The following is an 18238-nucleotide window of genomic DNA, read 5'->3' on the forward strand; positions in this document are numbered from 1 at the left end:
AAAAAAAAGTCAAATTCGAGAGATTTCTATAAAATTTAAATTAACTAGTGAAGAAATAAACGAAATAGAAAATCAAAAAAAATATTATGAAAATTTTCGTGCTATTTCAATAGAAGCGTTAAAAATTGTTCAAAAGAAACGAGGCTGGATTTCCGATCAAGCCATTTACGCTATTGCTGAAATACTTCAAATTAACCCGAGCGATATTGAAGGCGTAGCTACTTTTTATAGTCAAATTTTTCGTAAACCCGTCGGTCGTAATATTATTCGTTATTGTGATAGCGTAGTTTGTTTTTTAACTGGTTATAAAAAAATTAAAGCAATGTTAGAAGATCATTTAAAAATTAAAACCGGAGAAACAACTAAAGACGGCAGGTTTACTTTATTACCAGTTTGTTGTTTAGGAAACTGTGATAAAAGTCCAACAATTATGATTAATGAAGATACATATTCTTTTTTAACTACAGAATCGATACCGCGTTTGTTGGAATCATACAAATGAATAAAATTTTACGTCTTGCAGAAACACATCCTTTAACTTGGTGGTTAAGAGATGATGAAGAAACTGTTTGGATTGAAGAATATCGTAAGAAAAATGGTTATAGAGCTTTGAGAAAAGCGTTACAAAGCATGCTTCCAGAAGATATTATTAATATAATAAAAGAATCTGGTTTAAAAGGAAGAGGAGGTGCTGGATTTTCTACTGGTTTAAAATGGAGTTTAATGCCTAAAAATAAATCTTATACAAAAGAACGTTCTTATTTAGTATGTAATGCTGATGAAATGGAACCTGGAACATATAAAGATAGATTATTAATTGAAAAAATCCCTCATCAATTAATTGAAGGAATAATATTATCAGCGTATGCTTTAAATGTTTCTCGTGCTTATATTTTTTTAAGAGGAGAATATGTTCAAGCAGAACAGATTTTAAGAAGATCTATACAAGAAGCAATAAATTTTGGTTATATTGGATTTAATATTTTAGGAAGTAACTTTAATTTTGAATTAATTCTACATACTGGAGCTGGACGCTATATTTGTGGAGAAGAAACTGCTTTAATCAACTCTTTAGAAGGTCGTAGAGCTAATCCAAGATCTAAACCGCCATTTCCAGCAGTATTTGGTTTATGGGGAAGGCCCACTTGTGTGAATAATGTTGAAACATTATCTAATGTTCCATGTATTATATTACATGGCGTAGATTGGTATAGAAATTTATCCAGAAGTTCTGATGCAGGAACCAAGTTAATGGGTTTTTCAGGAAAAGTAAAAAATCCTGGTGTTTGGGAGTTGCCTTTCGGTATTACTGCACGTGAAATTTTAGAAGATTATGCTTGTGGAATGAAGTCTGGTTTATTTTTAAAGGCTTGGCAGCCGGGTGGTGCAGGTACAGATTTTTTAATTGAAGAACATTTAGATCTACCCATGGATTTTAATAACATAAGTCAGGCTGGTAGTCGTTTAGGAACTGCTCTCTGTATGGCTGTCGATAATAAAACTAATATGGTTTCTCTAGTGTATAATATAGAAAAATTTTTTGCGCGAGAATCATGTGGTTTATGTACGCCGTGCCGAGATGGACTGCCATGGATTGTAAAAATATTAAAAAGTCTAGAACAAAATAAAGGACAAAAAAATGATATAAACGATTTAGAACAATTATGTTTTCATTTAAGTCCAGGAAAAACATTTTGTGCTCATGCGCCAGGAGCTATAGAACCGTTACAAAGTGCTATTAAATATTTTCGATCTGAATTTGAATCTGGAATTAATGCAGAAAAAATAAATTTGAATAAAAAAATTATTGGAATCCCATCTAATGATATTTAGTGTAAAAACTATTTAGTTTAAGTATTAAAATTTTTATAGAAAATAGTTATTTTAAGTCATTTTATCTAAAAAAGGTTTTTGGAATTATTCTCTTATGGCTAAAATTTATATAGATCGTAAAATTTATAATGTTAATAAATCAGATAATTTATTACAAGCTTGTTTATCAGTAGGAGTTAATGTTCCTTACTTTTGCTGGCACCCTTTATTAGGCAGCTTAGGAGCATGTCGTCAATGTGCTGTAATGCAATATAATAGTCTTGAAGATCATAAAGGTCGATTAATCATGTCGTGTATGACTCCCGTCACCGATGGAGCTGTAATTTCTATTAAAAATACTGAATCGGAGATTTTTAGAAGTGCTATTATCGAGCTTTTGTTGACGAATCATCCGCATGATTGTCCCATATGTGAAGAAGGTGGTCATTGTCATTTACAAGATATGACTGTAATGACAAAACATAGCATGCGAAATTATAGATTTCAAAAGAGAACACATAAAAATCAATATTTAGGATCTTTTATTAAACATGAAATGAATCGATGTATTTCATGTTATCGTTGTGTTAGATACTACAATGATTATGCAGATGGTGTTGATTTTGGGGTTTATGGTACTAATAATAATATTTATTTTGGACGTATAGAAGACGGTTCATTAGAAAATGAACATTCAGGCAATTTAATAGAATTATGTCCTACTGGAGTATTTACTGATAAAACTCATTCTAAAAAATATAATCGCAAATGGGATATGCAATATTCTCCAGGAATATGTCAGAATTGTAGTGTTGGCTGCAATATTACTATTGGTGAACGTTATGGGGAAATACGTCGAATAGAGAATAGATATCATGAGAATATAAATCATTATTTGCTTTGTGATCTTGGTCGTTTTGGGTATCTTCATACCAATTTAAAAATGCGTCCCCAAAAACCCCAATATATTAATAGTAATAATTTAACTGTATTAGATTTTGATCAAGCAATAAAAATTGGAGTTGATTTTTTTAAAAGATACAATCGTGTAATTGGGGTTGGTTCTACTAGGTCTAGTATAGAAAATAATTTCGCATTACAAGAATTAGTGGGAAAAAAAAATTTTTCTAATGGAATGTCTAAAAAAGAACAGGCGTGTATTAGATTAATTTTAGAATTTTTAAAAAATAATTATATATATGTTCCGTCATTAAAAGAAATCGAAAGTTATGATGTAATTTTAATTCTTGGAGAAGACTTAACACAAACGTCTGCTCGTGTTGCTTTAGCAGTTCGTCAAGCAGTTAAAAATAAGACAAGAGATATAACAAATTTACATGGAATACCAAAATGGAACGTTTCTTCTAATATTCATATTTCAGAAAATTTTAAAAATTCTTTATATATTATGCATACACATGAAAGTAAATTAGATGATATTGCTGAATGGTGTTATTTTGCACCTATTTCAAAACAAGTAGATTTAGCATCTGCTATCGCACATCAGTTAGATAAAAATTTACCTGAAGTTTCAAATTTGAATCCTGAATTAAAGGAAAAAGCATTATTAATTGCTAATCGATTAATTTCATCTAAAAAAACCTTGATTATTTCAGGTTCTCATTCTTTTAGTAGTTCTATTATAAAATCATCTATAAATATAGCGAAAGCTATTAAATCTTATTCTGTTCACCACCATGTTGGTGCTACTTTTTTAACATCTTCTTCTAATGCTTTAGGCGCAGAATTGATTGGAGGAATGTCTATAGAATCTGCATTAGATGAAATGAAACAAAAAAAAGCAGATGCTATAATTTTTATGGAATACGATTTATATCGTTTTGTATCTGAATATGATTGTGATTATCTTTTAAAAAATCAAAAAAATATAATGACTATAGATCATCAGTATACAAAAACTTATAAGCGATCCGGATTATCTTTACCTTCTACGAATTTTACTGAAAGTTCTGGAACAATAATAAATTTCGAAGGAAGAGCACAGCGTTTTTTTCAAGTTTATGATCCTAAATTTTATAATCAAAATTATTGTCTTTTTGATAGCTGGAAATGGTTGCATATTATTAAGTCAAAAATTGATACTAAAGAAGTGTGTTGGTTTAGTTTGGATGATGTAATAAGTGCTTATTCTGAGAAATATTCTATATTAAAACAAATAAAAATAAAAGAATGTAATTCTAGTTTTCGAGTTCATGGTCAAAAGATTGCTCGATCTCCTATTCGTTCTAGTGGAAGAACATCTTTACGTTCTGATATTGATGTTCATGAACCTCGTCAACCTAAAGACATTAATAGTATGTTTGCATTTTCTATGGAAGGATATAATCAACCTAATGCATCCGTATCTCATATTCCCTTTGCTTGGTTTCCAGGATGGAATTCACCGCAAGCATGGAATAAATTTCAAGTTGAAGTAGGTAAGGATTTAATATCGGGTAATTCAGGAATACATATTTTCAAAGAAAATCGAAGAAAAGTAGATAGTTATTCAAATTTAACTTCGAAAGTTTTTATAAAAGATAAATACTGGAATATAATTCCTTATTATCATATTTTTGGAAATGAAGAATTAACACAATACTCTTCTACTATACAAGAGAATATCCCATTAGAATATGCTTTGATTAGTTTATCAGATGGAATGAGGTTAAATTTAAAAAAAGATTCTATAGTAGAATTTAATTGTTTAAATAAAGATTACCGTTTGACAATAAAATTATCTGCATGTCTGAGTGAAAAGCAAATAGGTTTGCCCATTGGAAGAAAAGGTTTTCCTGCTTCTCTTGTTGGTAAAAAAATTAAATTTTTACGGGAATCTATTAAATGATTTGGTTAGATGAAAATGTTCCTAAAATAATTTTGTGTTTTTTGAAAGTTATTTTTATTTTATTTTTAACAGTTTTTTCTAGTGCCATGTTAAGTATTATTGAACGAAGATTATTAGCTTGGTTTCAAAATAGACATGGACCTAATCGCGTTGGTTGGATGGGGAGCTTGCAATTATGTGCCGATATGATCAAAATTTTTTTTAAAGAAGATTGGATCCCTCCTTTTAGTAAAAAATTTGTTTTTATTTTATCGCCAGTGATAGCTTTTACTTCTTTATTGTGTGTCATTCCTATTATTCCCTTTACCTCTCATTTTGTTATTATTGATTTAAACATAGGTATTTTGTTCTTTTTAATGATGGCTAGTTTATCTGTTTATGCTGTATTATTTGCTGGATGGTCCAGCAATAATAAGTATGCATTATTAGGAGCTATGCGTGCATGTGTTCAAACTTTAAGCTATGAAGTTTTTTTAGGTTTGTCATTAATGGGTGCAGTAGCGCAATCAGGCTCTTTTAAAATATCTGATATTATAAATAGTCAAAGAGATATATGGAATATTTTCCCGCAGTTTTTTGGTTTTTTATCTTTTTTCATAGCAGGTTTAGCAGTTTGTCATAGACATCCATTTGATCAACCTGAATCTGAACAAGAATTAGCTGATGGCTATCATATTGAATATTCAGGGATGAAGTTTGGTTTGTTTTTTATTGGTGAATATATTTCTATTATTATAATTTCATCGTTAATAGTAACAATTTTTTTTGGTGGCTGGCTTGGACCTTGGATTCCTGGTTTAATTTGGTTTATTTTAAAAACTATTATTTTCATTTTTATTTTTATTTTAATCCGAGCATCTTTACCAAGACCACGATATGATCAAATGTTATCATTTGGATGGAGATTTTGTTTGCCATTAACACTCTTCAATTTGTTTTTAACTGCTTTTTTTATTTTATTGTAAATTTTATAAGAGATTTTTTTATTTATGATATTAAAGAATATTATTATTGGATTTTTTACACAAATAAGAAGTATTTTAATGATTGGAGCAAATATTTTTTCTAAATCTGAAACTAAATTATATCCAGAAGAAAAAGTACATCTGTCTCCTCGTTATCGAGGTCGTATTATATTAACGCGTAATATAGATGGACAAGAACGTTGTGTAGCTTGTAATTTATGCGCTGCAGTTTGTCCTGTCGATTGTATTTCTTTGCAAAAATCTGAGAAAAGTAATGGGCGCTGGTATCCAGAATTTTTTAGAATTAATTTTTCTCGTTGTATATTCTGTGGTTTATGTGAAGAAGCTTGTCCTACAGCTGCAATACAATTGATTCCTGATTTTGAATTAGCTGATTTTCAAAGAAAAGATTTAGTATATGAAAAAAAAGATTTATTAGTTTCAGGTCCAGGTAAGTATCCAAATTACGATTTTTATAATTTTTCCGGCGTAGCTGTAAAGGGAAAAAAAATAGGTGATTTAGATATTGAGTCTAAACCCGTTGATGTAAAAGATTTATTGCCATAAGGAGGTTTTTATGGAATTTGTTTTTTATATATGTTCATTTGCAGCAGTGATTTCTACTTTTTTAGTAATCATTCAAAAAAATGCAGTATATTCTTTGTTGTATTTAATTATTTCTCTTTTATCAATAGCTGGTGTTTTTTTTTCACTCGGAGCTTTTTTTGCCGGTGTTCTAGAAGTGATCGTTTATGCAGGGGCTATTATAGTTTTATTTGTTTTTGTAATTATGACGCTTGATATTAGTAGTAAATATAATCTTCAAGAAAAAAATTATTTAAAACCGACTTTTTGGATTGGACCCAGTATTTTATCATTTATACTATTTTTATCTATGAGTTACGCAGTATTTTTTTTAAAAGAAGAAAAAATAAATGGATTATTAATTAACTCAAAAATGGTAGGTATAAATTTATTTGGTCCTTATATGCTCTTAGTTGAATTATCTTCTATTCTTTTGTTATCTGCTTTAGTTGTTATTTTTCATATTGGAACAGAAAAAAAATATGTAAATAAAAATAAAATTTTATAATTAATTAATTTTTATTAAGGATAATAATTCATGATTTCTTTATTTCACGGGTTATTTCTATCATTAATATTGTTTATTTTAGGTTTAACATCTTTAGTTGTTCGACGTAATATATTGTTTATATTAATTAGTTTAGAAATAATGATAAATGCTGCTGGATTAGCATTAATAGTAGCTGGTAGTTACTGGCATCAAGCAGATGGTCAAATAATGTACATATTTGCTATTACTGTAGCTGCATCGGAAGCCAGTATAGCTTTGGCGTTATTACTTCAATTTTATAGGTGCAAAAAAACATTAAACATTGACATATTAAGTGAGATGAATGGATGAGTATTATTTTTTTTATAATTTTATTTCCACTGATCGGATTTTTATTTTTATCTTCTATGCAAGGTGTTATTTCTCATAAAAATGTATCAAGAGTGGGTGTATTTTCTATATTTATATCATTTTTTATAACTTGCTTTTATGGTATCAGCATTATTAAAAATAATAATCAAGTTTTTACCGAGACTTTGTGGAAATGGTTATCTATTAATGATTTCAAGATTGATTTTGGTCTTTTTTTAGATGGACTGTCTTTGAGTATGTTATTTGTAATTACAGGTGTTGGTTTATTGATCCACATTTTTTCTTCTTGGTACATGAGGCATAAAGAAGGTTATTCACGTTTTTTTGCATATGCTAATTTATTTATAGCAAGCATGTCAGTTTTAGTACTTTCTGATAATTTTTTATTTATGTATTTGGGGTGGGAAGGAGTTAGTTTGTGTTCTTATTTACTAATTGGTTTTTATTATACTAAATTTAATAATATTCGTTATGCTTTTAAAGCTTTTATTTTAACTCGAATTTCTGATGTTTTTCTGATAGTTGCTATATTTTTAATATATAGAGAATACAGTACTTTAAATTTTAAAGAAATTAAATTTTTATCGACTTTTCTTGGTATGAAAAGTATTTATGATTTAAATTTTATTACATTTTTTTTATTATTAGGTGTAATTGGGAAATCAGCACAGTTACCGTTACAAACTTGGTTATCTGATGCAATGGTTGGACCAAGTCCTGTTTCAGCTTTAATACATGCAGCTACTATGGTAACAGCTGGTGTTTATTTAATAGCAAGAACACACTTTTTATTTCTATTAACTCCTAATATATTATTTTTGGTTGGACTTATTGGTACATCGACAATATTAATTTCGAGTTTTTCTGCTTTAGTTCAAAATAATATAAAGCGTATCTTAGCTTATTCAACAATGAGTCAAATAGGTTATATGTTTTTAGCTTTAGGTGTTCAAGCATGGAGTGCGGCAATTATACATTTAATTGTACATGCAATTTTTAAAGCATTATTATTTTTATCTGCAGGTTCGTTGATTTTGTCATGTAAAAACGAAAAAAATATATTTAAAATGGGTGGTTTACGCAAAAAATTGCCTTTTTTATACATCAATTTTATAGTTGGTGGCGCCTCTTTAATTGCTTTCCCTTTAGTTACAGCTGGATTTTATAGCAAGGGTAATATTTTATTTAGTGTTTTAAAAAGTAATCATATTTATTTTTTTTTAATTGCTTTATTTTGTTCTTTCTTGACAGCTCTTTATACATTTAGAATGATTTTTGTTGTTTTTCATGGAGAAGATATTCATGAAGTTAATTCACCTCGAGAATTAGAACATAACATTCCATTATTTATTCTTTTATTATTATCTACCGCTTTAGGTTCATATATATCACCACCATTATTACATATATTTCCTTCATCTTATTTGTTAAACGATAATAAGTTTATATTAGAAATAATATGCAGCATATTATCTGTATCTGGAATATATTTATCATATTATTTTTGGATTAAAAAATTATCTTTTCTTGATAAATTTTTAAAGTTTAAATCAATAAATCATATACATCAATTTTTTTTAAAGGGATGGGGTTTTGATTGGTTTTACAATATGTTTTTTATAAATTCTTATTTACGTTTATCTAAATTATTGTCTTCTGATCCATTTAATAAAATTATTAACTATTTTGTAAAAATTATTCAGATATTTAATTTTTATTTGTTAAAAACTAGTAATGGTTATATAAGATGGTATGCGGCTTCAATAGTATTAGGTATTAATTTAATTTTTGCATTGATTTTATTTTATTGATTTGATTTGAAATAGTTTATTTTATTTATAAATTTATGTTTTTCTAAAAATAAAAATTAATTCCATTAATTAAATAGTCATAGTAAATCATAGGAATATACGTGTAATGTTACTTTCTTTATTAATTATAATTCCATTTTGTAGTGCTTTTTTTTCTTTTTTTTCTTATAAATTAAACAAAAATTTGCCCCGTTGGATTGCATTATTAGGAATAATTTTAACATTATTTGTTATAATGCAAATATTTTTACAAGAAAATTATTATTGGATTCAAACAAGACATAATCTTTATTTCGATCGTCAATTAATCATACCTTGGATATCAAGATTTGGTATTGAATTTCATGTTGCGACTGATGGTTTCTCTATTGTAATGCTTATTTTTTCTTCTTTTTTATCTATAATAGCAGTTTTATGTTCATGGAATGAAATCAAAAAAAATGAAGGGTTTTTTTATTTTAATTTTATGCTTGTTTTTACCGGAATTATTGGAGTTTTTATTTCTTTTGATTTGTTTTTATTTTTTTGTTTTTGGGAAATGATGTTGCTCCCAATGTATTTTTTAATTGCACTGTGGAGTGATCAAATTGAAAAAAAGAAAAATTTTCTTGCTGCTAATAAATTTTTATTATATGGACAGACTTCTGGTTTAATACTATTGTCATCTATTTTATTGTTAGTTTTTAGCTATTATCAAACTACTAATGTATTAACTTTTAATTATAATATTTTGCTTAATCAATCGATTAATAGATATATAGAATTTATAGTCATGTTAGGTTTTTTCTTATCATTTGCTATAAAAATGCCTATTATTCCATTTCATGGATGGTTACCAAACGTACATTCTCAATCGGCTTCTTGTGGCACGGTAGAAATTATTGGTGTTTTGTTAAAAACCGCTCCTTATGCTCTTGTAAGATATAATTTAGTTTTGTTTCCTCATTCAACAGAAAAATTTTCTTTAATTGCAATTTTTTTAGGTCTCATAAGTATATTTTATGGATCTTGGCTTGCTTTTTCTCAAAAAAATATTAAACGATTTATTGCTTATTCCTCTATTTCTCATATGGGATTAATTTTAATAGCTATTTATAGTAATAATGAAATAGCACTTCAAGGAGCCATGATACAAATTTTATCAAACAGTTTAACTTCTGCTGCTTTATGTATTTTATCTGGTCAACTTTATAAATATTTTAAAACTCAAAGCATAAACGAAATGGGAGGCTTATGGTCTTGCATTTATTGGATACCAGGTTTTTATTTGTTTTTTTCTTTAGCAAACTTAGGAATTCCTGGAACAGGTAATTTTATTGGTGAGTTTTTAATTCTATCTGGCACATTTCAAGTTTTTCCTTATATATCTATATTAGCAACAACAGGTATTGTTTTTTCCTCTATTTATTCTTTGAATATTATTCAAAAAATTTTTTGGGGTTCATGCAAAAAACAATATTCAATTTTTTCCATAAACAAAAAAGAATTATGGGTAATATTAATATTAATCTTCATGTTAGTTTTTTTGGGTTTAAATCCACAAAAAATAATAGACACTTCGTATAACTCTATACACAATATTCAAAAAAAATTTAACAATTCTCTTTTAAAGATAAGGTAATCATTAGCAATGACAATAAATTTAGAACAATTAACAGCGCTGCTGCCTTTTTTGATTATAATATTCACCGCAGTAATAGTTATATTATCTATTTCTTATAGTCGGAATCATTTTTTTATTGCTGTTTTTACTATATTAGGTTTTTCCTTTTCATGTTGCTCCCTATATTTATTAACTGAAATTGTTCCTATAGATATAACTAGTTTGTTTCATATTGATAGATATTCTATTTTATATATTGCAATGATTATGATTTCTAGTATTTGTACATGTATTTTTGCATATCCGTGGTTATTAAAATATCCGTTTAACAAAGAAGAGTTTTATTTGTTAATGATAATTTCAAGTTTAGGTGCTACTTCTTTAATAATATCTAATCATATGGCGTCATTTTTTGTTAATATGGAATTAATATCTTTACCAATTTTTGGTTTAATTGCTTATTCTAGTTATCAAAAACATTCTTTAGAAGCTTCATTTAAATATATTATTTTATCCGCTATTTCATCTAGTTTTTTATTGCTTGGCATTGCATGGATTTATTCTATTTCTGGTAGTCTTAACTTCTCATCTATACATCAAGTCTTTAATATTGTTCCTAAACATGAAAAATTAGTATTTTTGTTCGGAATTGTTATGGTTCTTTTATCTTTATTTTTTAAATTATCGATTGTACCATTTCATTTATGGACTCCTGATATTTATCAAGGAACACCTACATCCGTATTATCTTTTTTTTCAACTGCGAGTAAAATTTCTATTTTTATTGTATTAATACATTTTTTATCAAATATTTCTCATTTAGAGAACGAAAAATTATATTTTTCATTATTTTTTGCAACTATTTTTTCTATATTGATAGGAAATATAATGGCTCTTTTCCAAAAAAATATTAAAAGATTTTTTGGTTATGCGTCAATATCTCAGTTAGGATATGTTTTAGTGGTATTATTCGTATCAAAGAAGAATTATTTGTTTTCTTTAGAAGGTAGCGCAGTGTATTTATTCAGTTATTTATTCAGTAACATAGTTTGTTTTGGTACTATTAATTTAATTTCAAATTCACATAAAAAAAATAACAGTGATTTAATACATTCATATCAAGGATTATTTTGGTCACAACCACTTTTATCGAGTATATTTACTTTATCTTTACTTTCCTTATCTGGTATCCCAATAACTTTAGGATTTATTGGAAAATTTTATATATTGTCGATTATTATACAAGAACATTTATGGATAATAGGTTTTGCTTTTTTGATTAGCAGTATATTAGGATTGTATTGTTATTTAAGAATAATTTTGAATTTGTACTTAAGTCCATCAGAATTGTTTAAAAAAAATTGGAATATATCTAACAATTGGTTTTATACTCCATCTGGAATAGCAATATGTATATCAGGGATAATACTATTAATATTAGGTATATATCCCAGCCCATTAATTAGCTTAATTAAATTGACTCTATAATTATTTTATGAAATATATTTTATATATTATAAAATTTTATTAATAATAAATATATATTTATTAAATACTTTTAAAATAATATTGATTTTTGTCATGATAATTTTATTGGCATTTTATTTTAAAATACCAACATCTTATTATCTAATAATACAATTATATATAATTTTTATATTTTAATTTTTTATAAAAGTTTTAAAAATAAAAAATTGAAGAGTTAAATTTATAAAATTTATTAATATATAAAAAATTCATAAAATTAATATTTTTTTGTTCAGAACATCAAATATTACTTTATATAAAAAATAAGATTGATATGCTAAATAAAAATTGTTCTTTATCTACGTGGATTAAATATTTAGAAAAATCAGATAAAAAAACTATACAAAATCTTATTGAATTAAAATATCTTGCGAAAAAGTTAGATGTATTGAATTCAAAAGCTTTTGTTTTTACTGTTGCAGGAACTAATGGAAAAGGAACTACTTGTGCAACATTAGAAAGATTATTATTAAATTCAGGTTATCAAGTAGGTTTATATACTTCTCCACATCTTATAAGATTTGTAGAAAGAGTTCGAATTAATGGATCTTTTCTTGATGAAGAAGAGTATATCACTTCTTTTCAGCTTGTAGAATCAGCAAGAAATTCTATTTTATTAACTTATTTTGAATTTATTACACTTTCTGCATTAATTTTATTTAAAAGATATTCATTAGATGTTCTTATATTAGAAGTAGGATTAGGAGGTCGGTTAGATGCTACTAATATTATAGACTCTAATATATCTATAATAACTAATATAGGTATAGATCATACTGCTCTATTAGGAAATGATCGCACAAGTATAGCACGTGAAAAATCTGGAATTTTTAGGGAAAATAAAATTGCTGTTATTGGAGAAAAAAACATTCCTGATTCTATGTATAAAATAGCTGAAGAAAAAAAAACGATCTTGAAAAAAATTGATATAGATTGGTCATGGGAAAAAAAAAATCATTATTGGAATTTTATTCATTCGGATGTTCATCTATATAATTTACCTATCACTCATATACCATTATCAAATGTAGCTGTTGCATTAGCTGCTTTGTATTATTCGGATCTAAAAGTTAATAAAAAAACTATAAAAAAATCTATTTCTAGTATTCAATTACCAGGTAGATTCGAAATAATTTCTACTTTTCCTCATATTATTCTTGATGTAGCTCATAATCCTGATGCTGCTTTATATTTATCTAAAAAAATAGATGAAATTGATATAAAAGGGGAAATATATGCAGTAGTAGGTGTATTAAACGATAAAGATATTTTAGGTATTATTAAGCCGTTAATAAGTAAAATTAATTATTGGTTCACTGCACCTTTAAAAACGATTAGGACGGCCACTAAAAATCAATTAAAAAATATTTTCCCTATGTGTAATACATCTGTTTTCAATACTATTGATGAAGCTTATAAAAAAGCATTTATATTAACCAAAAAGAACGATGCGATTATAATTTTTGGTTCTTTTTTAACTGTTGCAGAATTTCTATCTTTAAGCACATCAATATAAATTAATATATAAAAAATATAATTCTGGAAAAATTTATGTTTCTATTAGATTATATTATTATTTTAACTTTTATTCTTTCAGTTTTTAGGGGATTATTACGGGGGTTTTATCAAGAAATAATTTCTATTTTTTTTTGGTTTTTTAATTTTTATTTTTTTTATAAATATGATTATTTTAGTTCTTTTTTTACAAATTCTATTCAAAATGTTTATTTTAAAAAAAATTTTTTAATTTTATCAATGGTTGTTTTTTTTTTGTGATGAAATACGTTCTAAATTTTTTTATGAAAAAAATTATTAGAATTATTCATTTTTCTTATTATGATATTATTTTAGGAGGGTTGTTTGGAATATTTCGAGGTACTTTTTTAGCGTTTGTATTTCTTTTTATTTTTAGTTATTTTAATCAATACAGTTATAATTATTATATAAAACATTCTATGATAATTTCTATATTTTTAAAATTCAAAAAATACTTTTTATTGTTTTTAAATTTATTTTAAAAACTAAGCACATTATTTATATTCATATAAAAATTATAGTGTGCTTAGAATTGTTTTAATAAAGATTTTAATGTTCAAACATAGCAGAAATTGATTCTTCGTTACTAATTCGTCTTATTGCTTCTGCTAACATGCCTGCTAAGGTTAGTGTTCGTACATTAGGTAGCAATTCAATTTTTTTTGATAGTGGAATTGTATCACACACAACCACTTCGTCAATAACAGAATTTTTTAAGTGTATTGATGCGTCTCCAGAAAAAACAGGATGTGTTGCATATGCAAAAACTCTTTTAGCCCCTCTTTCTTTAAGAGCTTCTGCAGCTTTGCAAAGAGTTCCTCCTGTGTCTATCATATCGTCTACTAGAATACAATCTCGATTAGCTACATCTCCGATAATATGCATAATTTGAGATACGTTAGCACGAGGTCTTCTTTTATCAATAATCGCCATGTCAGTATCATAAAGTAATTTAGCAATTGCTCTGGCTCTTACTACTCCTCCAATATCAGGAGAAACAACAATTGGATTTTTTAGTTCTCTTTGAAGCATGTCTTCTAAAAGAATCAAACTCCCAAAAACATTATCAACGGGTACATCGAAAAAACCTTGTATTTGTTCTGCATGCAAATCTACTGTTAATACACGATCTACTCCAATACTAGACAGAAAATCAGCTACTACTTTTGCAGTTATGGGAACTCTTGCTGATCTTACTCTCCGATCTTGACGAGCATATCCGAAATATGGTATTACTGCAGTAATTCTACCAGCAGAAGCTCTTCTTAAAGCATCTACCATTACAACTAATTCCATTATATTATCATTAGTAGGCGAACAAGTAGATTGGATAATAAAAACATCACCCCCTCTTACATTTTCATTTATTTGAACACTTATTTCACCATCACTAAATCGACCTACAGATGCTTTGCCTAAATTAATATACAATCGATTTGCAATAAATTTTGCTAGTTTGGGAATAGAATTTCCAGAAAAAAGTTTCATGTCAGGCATAAAGAACCTTTTTTATTTTTAATTAGTAATTTTTTATATATTTAATTATAATATGTTTTATTATTAATCTTTAAATGAGTAAATTCATATAAAATATTTTTTATTTTTTAAAATACATATTTTTTATTAAGATTTTTATGCAATGCTGAAATATTAACACTTTTAGCTATAAATCCTTTCATATTTTCAGGCAATAAAGAAAAGATTTTTTCTGCAGATTTTTTGTTATTAAATTCTGAGAAAATACAAGATCCTGTACCAGTCATACGTGAAGGTGCGTATAAAGATAACATTGCAATTAAATTTTTTATTTTAATAAATTTTTTTTTTGCTATTTTTTCAAAATCATTGCTGAAAGGTTGTTGTAATAATTCTTGAATTGATTTTTTAGGAATATCATTTATTGTAAATAGACTGCTAAACATCTTTCGCGTAGAAATTTTAATATAAGGATAAACAACTAAATACCATTTTTCTTTTTGTATAATAGGATGTAATATGTCTCCTATTCCTTCAATAATAGCGGTATTTCCCATAATAAAACCGGGAACGTCTGCCCCTATTTTAAGACTAATGGATGCGAGTTCTTTTAACGTATATCCTATGTTCCATAATTTATTTAAAACAATTAAAGTAGTTGCAGCATTAGAAGAGCCTCCACCCAATCCACCCCCTATAGGTATTTTTTTTTTAAAAATATTTTTGCTCCATAATTAGAATTGGGTAATCTACCGTGAAATAGAGCTTGTTTCCTTAATAATTTAGCAGCAATAATAATGCTATTGTTTGAATTTAATAGATTTTTTTTTTCAGTAAATAGATGAATTTTACCTATTTTATTAGGGATAATTTTTAATTTATCATTATAATCAAGAAATTGAAATAAAGTTTGTATGTTATGATATCCATCTTTTCGTCTACTTGTTACATATAGAAATAAGTTAATTTTTGCAGGAGATAAATATGTATGAATCATTTTAATTTTCGTTTATTAGTTTAAATATTTTTTATATTATTTTTTATTAAAATTAAAAAACTATACATAAAATAATATAATTATTTTAGTATAGACATTTTAATTTTTTATAATTTTTGATAATTTTTAAGCAAAAAATATTTTGTATATATTTAATTATATTAATAATACATTGTTTAAGATTAATTAAAAATTATTTTTAGAAGACGCTAATCAATAGAAGGATTTTATGAATAATTCTATTTTAAATAAATTAAAATCTTTACGGAATCGTTATGAAGAAGTTGAAGTTATGCTTACTCAGAAAAATATCATCTCGGATCGAGAACATTTGAGAACTTTATCTAAGGAATATTTAAAACTTTCAAAAATTATAAAATATTTCATTCAATGGGAAAAATTAGAAGTTGATATTAAAAATATCAAGGTTTTATTAAATGATATTGAAATTCAAGATATGGCTGAGGAAGAATTACTTTGTTTAAATAAAAAAAATAAAATCTTAGAAAAGAAAATCAATCAATTATTATTACCTGAAGATCCTGATGATAAACACAGCTGTTTTATCGAAATTCGAGCGGCAACAGGGGGAGATGAATCTTCTATTTTTGCTGGTGAATTATTTAGAATGTATGTACGGTATGCTGAATACTGTTCATGGCAAGTAGAAATAATGAATACTAGTGAAAGTGAAAAAGGGGGATTTAAGGAAATAATTGCAAAAATTACAGGAAAAGGTGCATGTGGTCGTTTGAAATTTGAATCGGGCGGCCATCGTGTACAAAGAGTACCAGAAACAGAATCACAGGGAAGAATTCATACATCTACTTGTACTGTTGCGGTCATGCCTGTTAGACCAAAAGCTGAAAAACAGGAAATTAATTTGTCTGATTTAAAAATTGATACTTTTCGTTCTTCTGGTGCAGGAGGACAACACGTGAATACTACTGATTCTGCTATTAGAATTACTCATATTCCTACTGGTAACGTAGTAGAGTGTCAAGATGAACGTTCACAACATAAAAATAAAGCAAAAGCTTTATCAATTCTATCAGCACGTATTTATGCTGCTAAATTAGCGCAAGATCATCAAGAAAAATCCTCTATGAGAAGAAATTTATTAGGAACTGGTGAACGATCAGATAGAAATAGAACATATAATTTTCCCCAAAATAGAATTACAGATCATAGAATTAATTTAACTATCTATAAGCTAGATGAAGTATTACAAGGTAAATTAGATTTACTTATTGAACCAATAACACAAGAATATCAAGCAGACATGCTTTTTTCTCTATCTGAGTATAAAAATGAATATTAAAAAATGGATAAATGAATCTATTAAAAAACTATGTTTTGTAGACAATCCTAAATATGAAGCTGAATTTTTATTAGGTTATGTTTCAAAACGCACGCGCAGTTTTATCATGAGGTCTGATCATATTAGATTAAACAAAAATCAATATAAACATTTAAATGATTTAATTTATCGCCGTTCTCATGGAGAACCTATAGCGTATATTATAAAAGAAAAAGAGTTTTGGTCTTTGTCTTTATTTGTTTCGTATGATACTCTTATTCCAAGACCTGATACAGAAATTTTAGTAGAAAAAGTATTAACTAAAATTAATAAAAGTTCTACTTCAATTTTAGATTTAGGTACTGGATGTGGAGCTATTTCTCTAGCTTTAGCTAGCGTTTTTTCTAATTTGAAGATCGTCGGTATTGATAAGTCAGAAAAAGCTCTTAGAATAGCTCGAATGAATGCAGATAAATTAAAAATTAAAAATGTTTCTTTTTTTTTTAGTAATTGGTTTTCAAATATAAATCAAAAATTTAACATTATTGTAAGTAATCCGCCATATGTTAGCAAAAAAGAAATTGTTTTTTTTAAAAAAGATATTTTTTTTGAACCATTTGATGCTCTTATATCTGATAATAACGGATTGTCAGATATTAAAAATATAATCAAAAATGCAAAAAATTATTTATTTGATGGAGGTTGGTTGTTAATAGAGCATGGATGGAATCAAAAAGTACAAGTTCAATATTTATTTAAAAAATATAATTTTTTTGAAATAGAATCTTATCAAGATTATGGAGGAAACGATCGTGTGACAATTGGGAAAAATATAATGAATAAAAATTTATAACATTTAAAAATTTATTAAAAAAAATTTATGTTAAAAAAATCAAAAAATATTCTATTTCAATAT

Annotated in this window: 17 protein-coding genes; 14 read left to right on the forward strand and 3 right to left on the reverse strand. The window is 26.4% G+C overall.

Going from position 1 to position 18238, the window contains the following annotated elements; all coding sequences use genetic code 11:
* Positions 1 to 13 precede the first annotated feature (13 nt).
* From nuoE to ACTP5B_RS01425, 12 genes are all read left to right on the forward strand, one after another.
* The gene (gene nuoE, locus ACTP5B_RS01370; RefSeq protein ID WP_464829418.1) at positions 14 to 502 is read left to right on the forward strand and encodes an NADH-quinone oxidoreductase subunit NuoE; all 489 of its coding nucleotides are present in this window, start codon (positions 14 to 16) and stop codon (positions 500 to 502) included.
* Complete coding sequence (nuoF, locus tag ACTP5B_RS01375; RefSeq protein WP_464829324.1) at positions 499 to 1833, forward strand: NADH-quinone oxidoreductase subunit NuoF; 1335 nt, start codon at positions 499 to 501, stop codon at positions 1831 to 1833. Before nuoE ends, nuoF begins: the two co-directional genes overlap by 4 nt.
* A 94-nt stretch (positions 1834 to 1927) precedes the next feature.
* Positions 1928 to 4660 carry an NADH-quinone oxidoreductase subunit NuoG gene (gene nuoG / locus ACTP5B_RS01380; RefSeq protein ID WP_464829326.1) on the forward strand — a complete coding sequence of 911 codons (2733 nt, stop codon included), beginning with the start codon at positions 1928 to 1930 and terminating at the stop codon, positions 4658 to 4660.
* Positions 4657 to 5625, forward strand: a complete 969-nt coding sequence (gene nuoH, locus ACTP5B_RS01385; RefSeq protein WP_464829328.1) for an NADH-quinone oxidoreductase subunit NuoH — start codon at positions 4657 to 4659, stop codon at positions 5623 to 5625. Before nuoG ends, nuoH begins: the two co-directional genes overlap by 4 nt.
* Before the next feature lie 24 nt (positions 5626 to 5649).
* The gene (gene nuoI / locus ACTP5B_RS01390) at positions 5650 to 6192 is read left to right on the forward strand and encodes an NADH-quinone oxidoreductase subunit NuoI (protein ID WP_464829330.1); all 543 of its coding nucleotides are present in this window, start codon (positions 5650 to 5652) and stop codon (positions 6190 to 6192) included.
* A 10-nt stretch (positions 6193 to 6202) separates the two neighbouring features.
* Positions 6203 to 6718 (forward strand): NADH-quinone oxidoreductase subunit J, encoded by a 516-nt coding sequence (gene nuoJ, locus ACTP5B_RS01395; protein WP_464829332.1) that lies wholly within the window; start codon positions 6203 to 6205, stop codon positions 6716 to 6718.
* Between the two features lie 30 nt (positions 6719 to 6748).
* Positions 6749 to 7051 carry an NADH-quinone oxidoreductase subunit NuoK gene (gene nuoK, locus ACTP5B_RS01400; RefSeq protein ID WP_464829334.1) on the forward strand — a complete coding sequence of 101 codons (303 nt, stop codon included), beginning with the start codon at positions 6749 to 6751 and terminating at the stop codon, positions 7049 to 7051.
* A complete protein-coding gene (nuoL, locus tag ACTP5B_RS01405) occupies positions 7048 to 8883 on the forward strand; it encodes an NADH-quinone oxidoreductase subunit L (RefSeq protein ID WP_464829336.1) in 1836 nt (611 codons plus the stop codon). Before nuoK ends, nuoL begins: the two co-directional genes overlap by 4 nt.
* Positions 8884 to 8989: 106 nt before the next feature.
* Positions 8990 to 10504: an NADH-quinone oxidoreductase subunit M gene (locus ACTP5B_RS01410; RefSeq protein ID WP_464829337.1), complete on the forward strand. Its 1515-nt coding sequence runs from the start codon at positions 8990 to 8992 to the stop codon at positions 10502 to 10504.
* Positions 10505 to 10513: 9 nt separating this feature from the next.
* The gene (locus tag ACTP5B_RS01415) at positions 10514 to 11974 is read left to right on the forward strand and encodes an NADH-quinone oxidoreductase subunit N (protein WP_464829339.1); all 1461 of its coding nucleotides are present in this window, start codon (positions 10514 to 10516) and stop codon (positions 11972 to 11974) included.
* A 313-nt stretch (positions 11975 to 12287) separates the two neighbouring features.
* Positions 12288 to 13529, forward strand: a complete 1242-nt coding sequence (gene folC / locus ACTP5B_RS01420; protein ID WP_464829340.1) for a bifunctional tetrahydrofolate synthase/dihydrofolate synthase — start codon at positions 12288 to 12290, stop codon at positions 13527 to 13529.
* Positions 13530 to 13812: 283 nt separating this feature from the next.
* Positions 13813 to 14031: a CvpA family protein gene (locus tag ACTP5B_RS01425; protein ID WP_464829420.1), complete on the forward strand. Its 219-nt coding sequence runs from the start codon at positions 13813 to 13815 to the stop codon at positions 14029 to 14031.
* Positions 14032 to 14098: 67 nt separating this feature from the next.
* Here ACTP5B_RS01425 and ACTP5B_RS01430 read toward each other — a convergent pair whose 3' ends face one another.
* The 3 genes from ACTP5B_RS01430 to ACTP5B_RS01440 form a co-directional block, all read right to left on the reverse strand.
* The gene (locus ACTP5B_RS01430) at positions 14099 to 15046 is read right to left on the reverse strand and encodes a ribose-phosphate pyrophosphokinase (protein WP_464829342.1); all 948 of its coding nucleotides are present in this window, start codon (positions 15044 to 15046) and stop codon (positions 14099 to 14101) included.
* Positions 15047 to 15153: 107 nt separating this feature from the next.
* Positions 15154 to 15711: a 4-(cytidine 5'-diphospho)-2-C-methyl-D-erythritol kinase gene (ispE, locus tag ACTP5B_RS01435; RefSeq protein ID WP_464829344.1), complete on the reverse strand. Its 558-nt coding sequence runs from the start codon at positions 15709 to 15711 to the stop codon at positions 15154 to 15156.
* 8 nt (positions 15712 to 15719) lie between these two features.
* A complete protein-coding gene (locus ACTP5B_RS01440) occupies positions 15720 to 16022 on the reverse strand; it encodes a hypothetical protein (RefSeq protein ID WP_464829346.1) in 303 nt (100 codons plus the stop codon).
* Positions 16023 to 16251: 229 nt separating this feature from the next.
* On the opposite strand from ACTP5B_RS01440, the gene prfA reads away from it, so the two are divergent.
* Both prfA and prmC read left to right on the forward strand, forming a co-directional pair.
* Positions 16252 to 17343: a peptide chain release factor 1 gene (gene prfA / locus ACTP5B_RS01445; protein WP_464829348.1), complete on the forward strand. Its 1092-nt coding sequence runs from the start codon at positions 16252 to 16254 to the stop codon at positions 17341 to 17343.
* Positions 17333 to 18175, forward strand: coding sequence for a peptide chain release factor N(5)-glutamine methyltransferase (gene prmC / locus ACTP5B_RS01450; RefSeq protein WP_464829350.1), 843 nt, complete (start codon positions 17333 to 17335; stop codon positions 18173 to 18175). Before prfA ends, prmC begins: the two co-directional genes overlap by 11 nt.
* Positions 18176 to 18238 lie beyond the last annotated feature (63 nt).

The sequence above is a fragment of the Buchnera sp. (in: enterobacteria) genome, assembly GCF_056343165.1.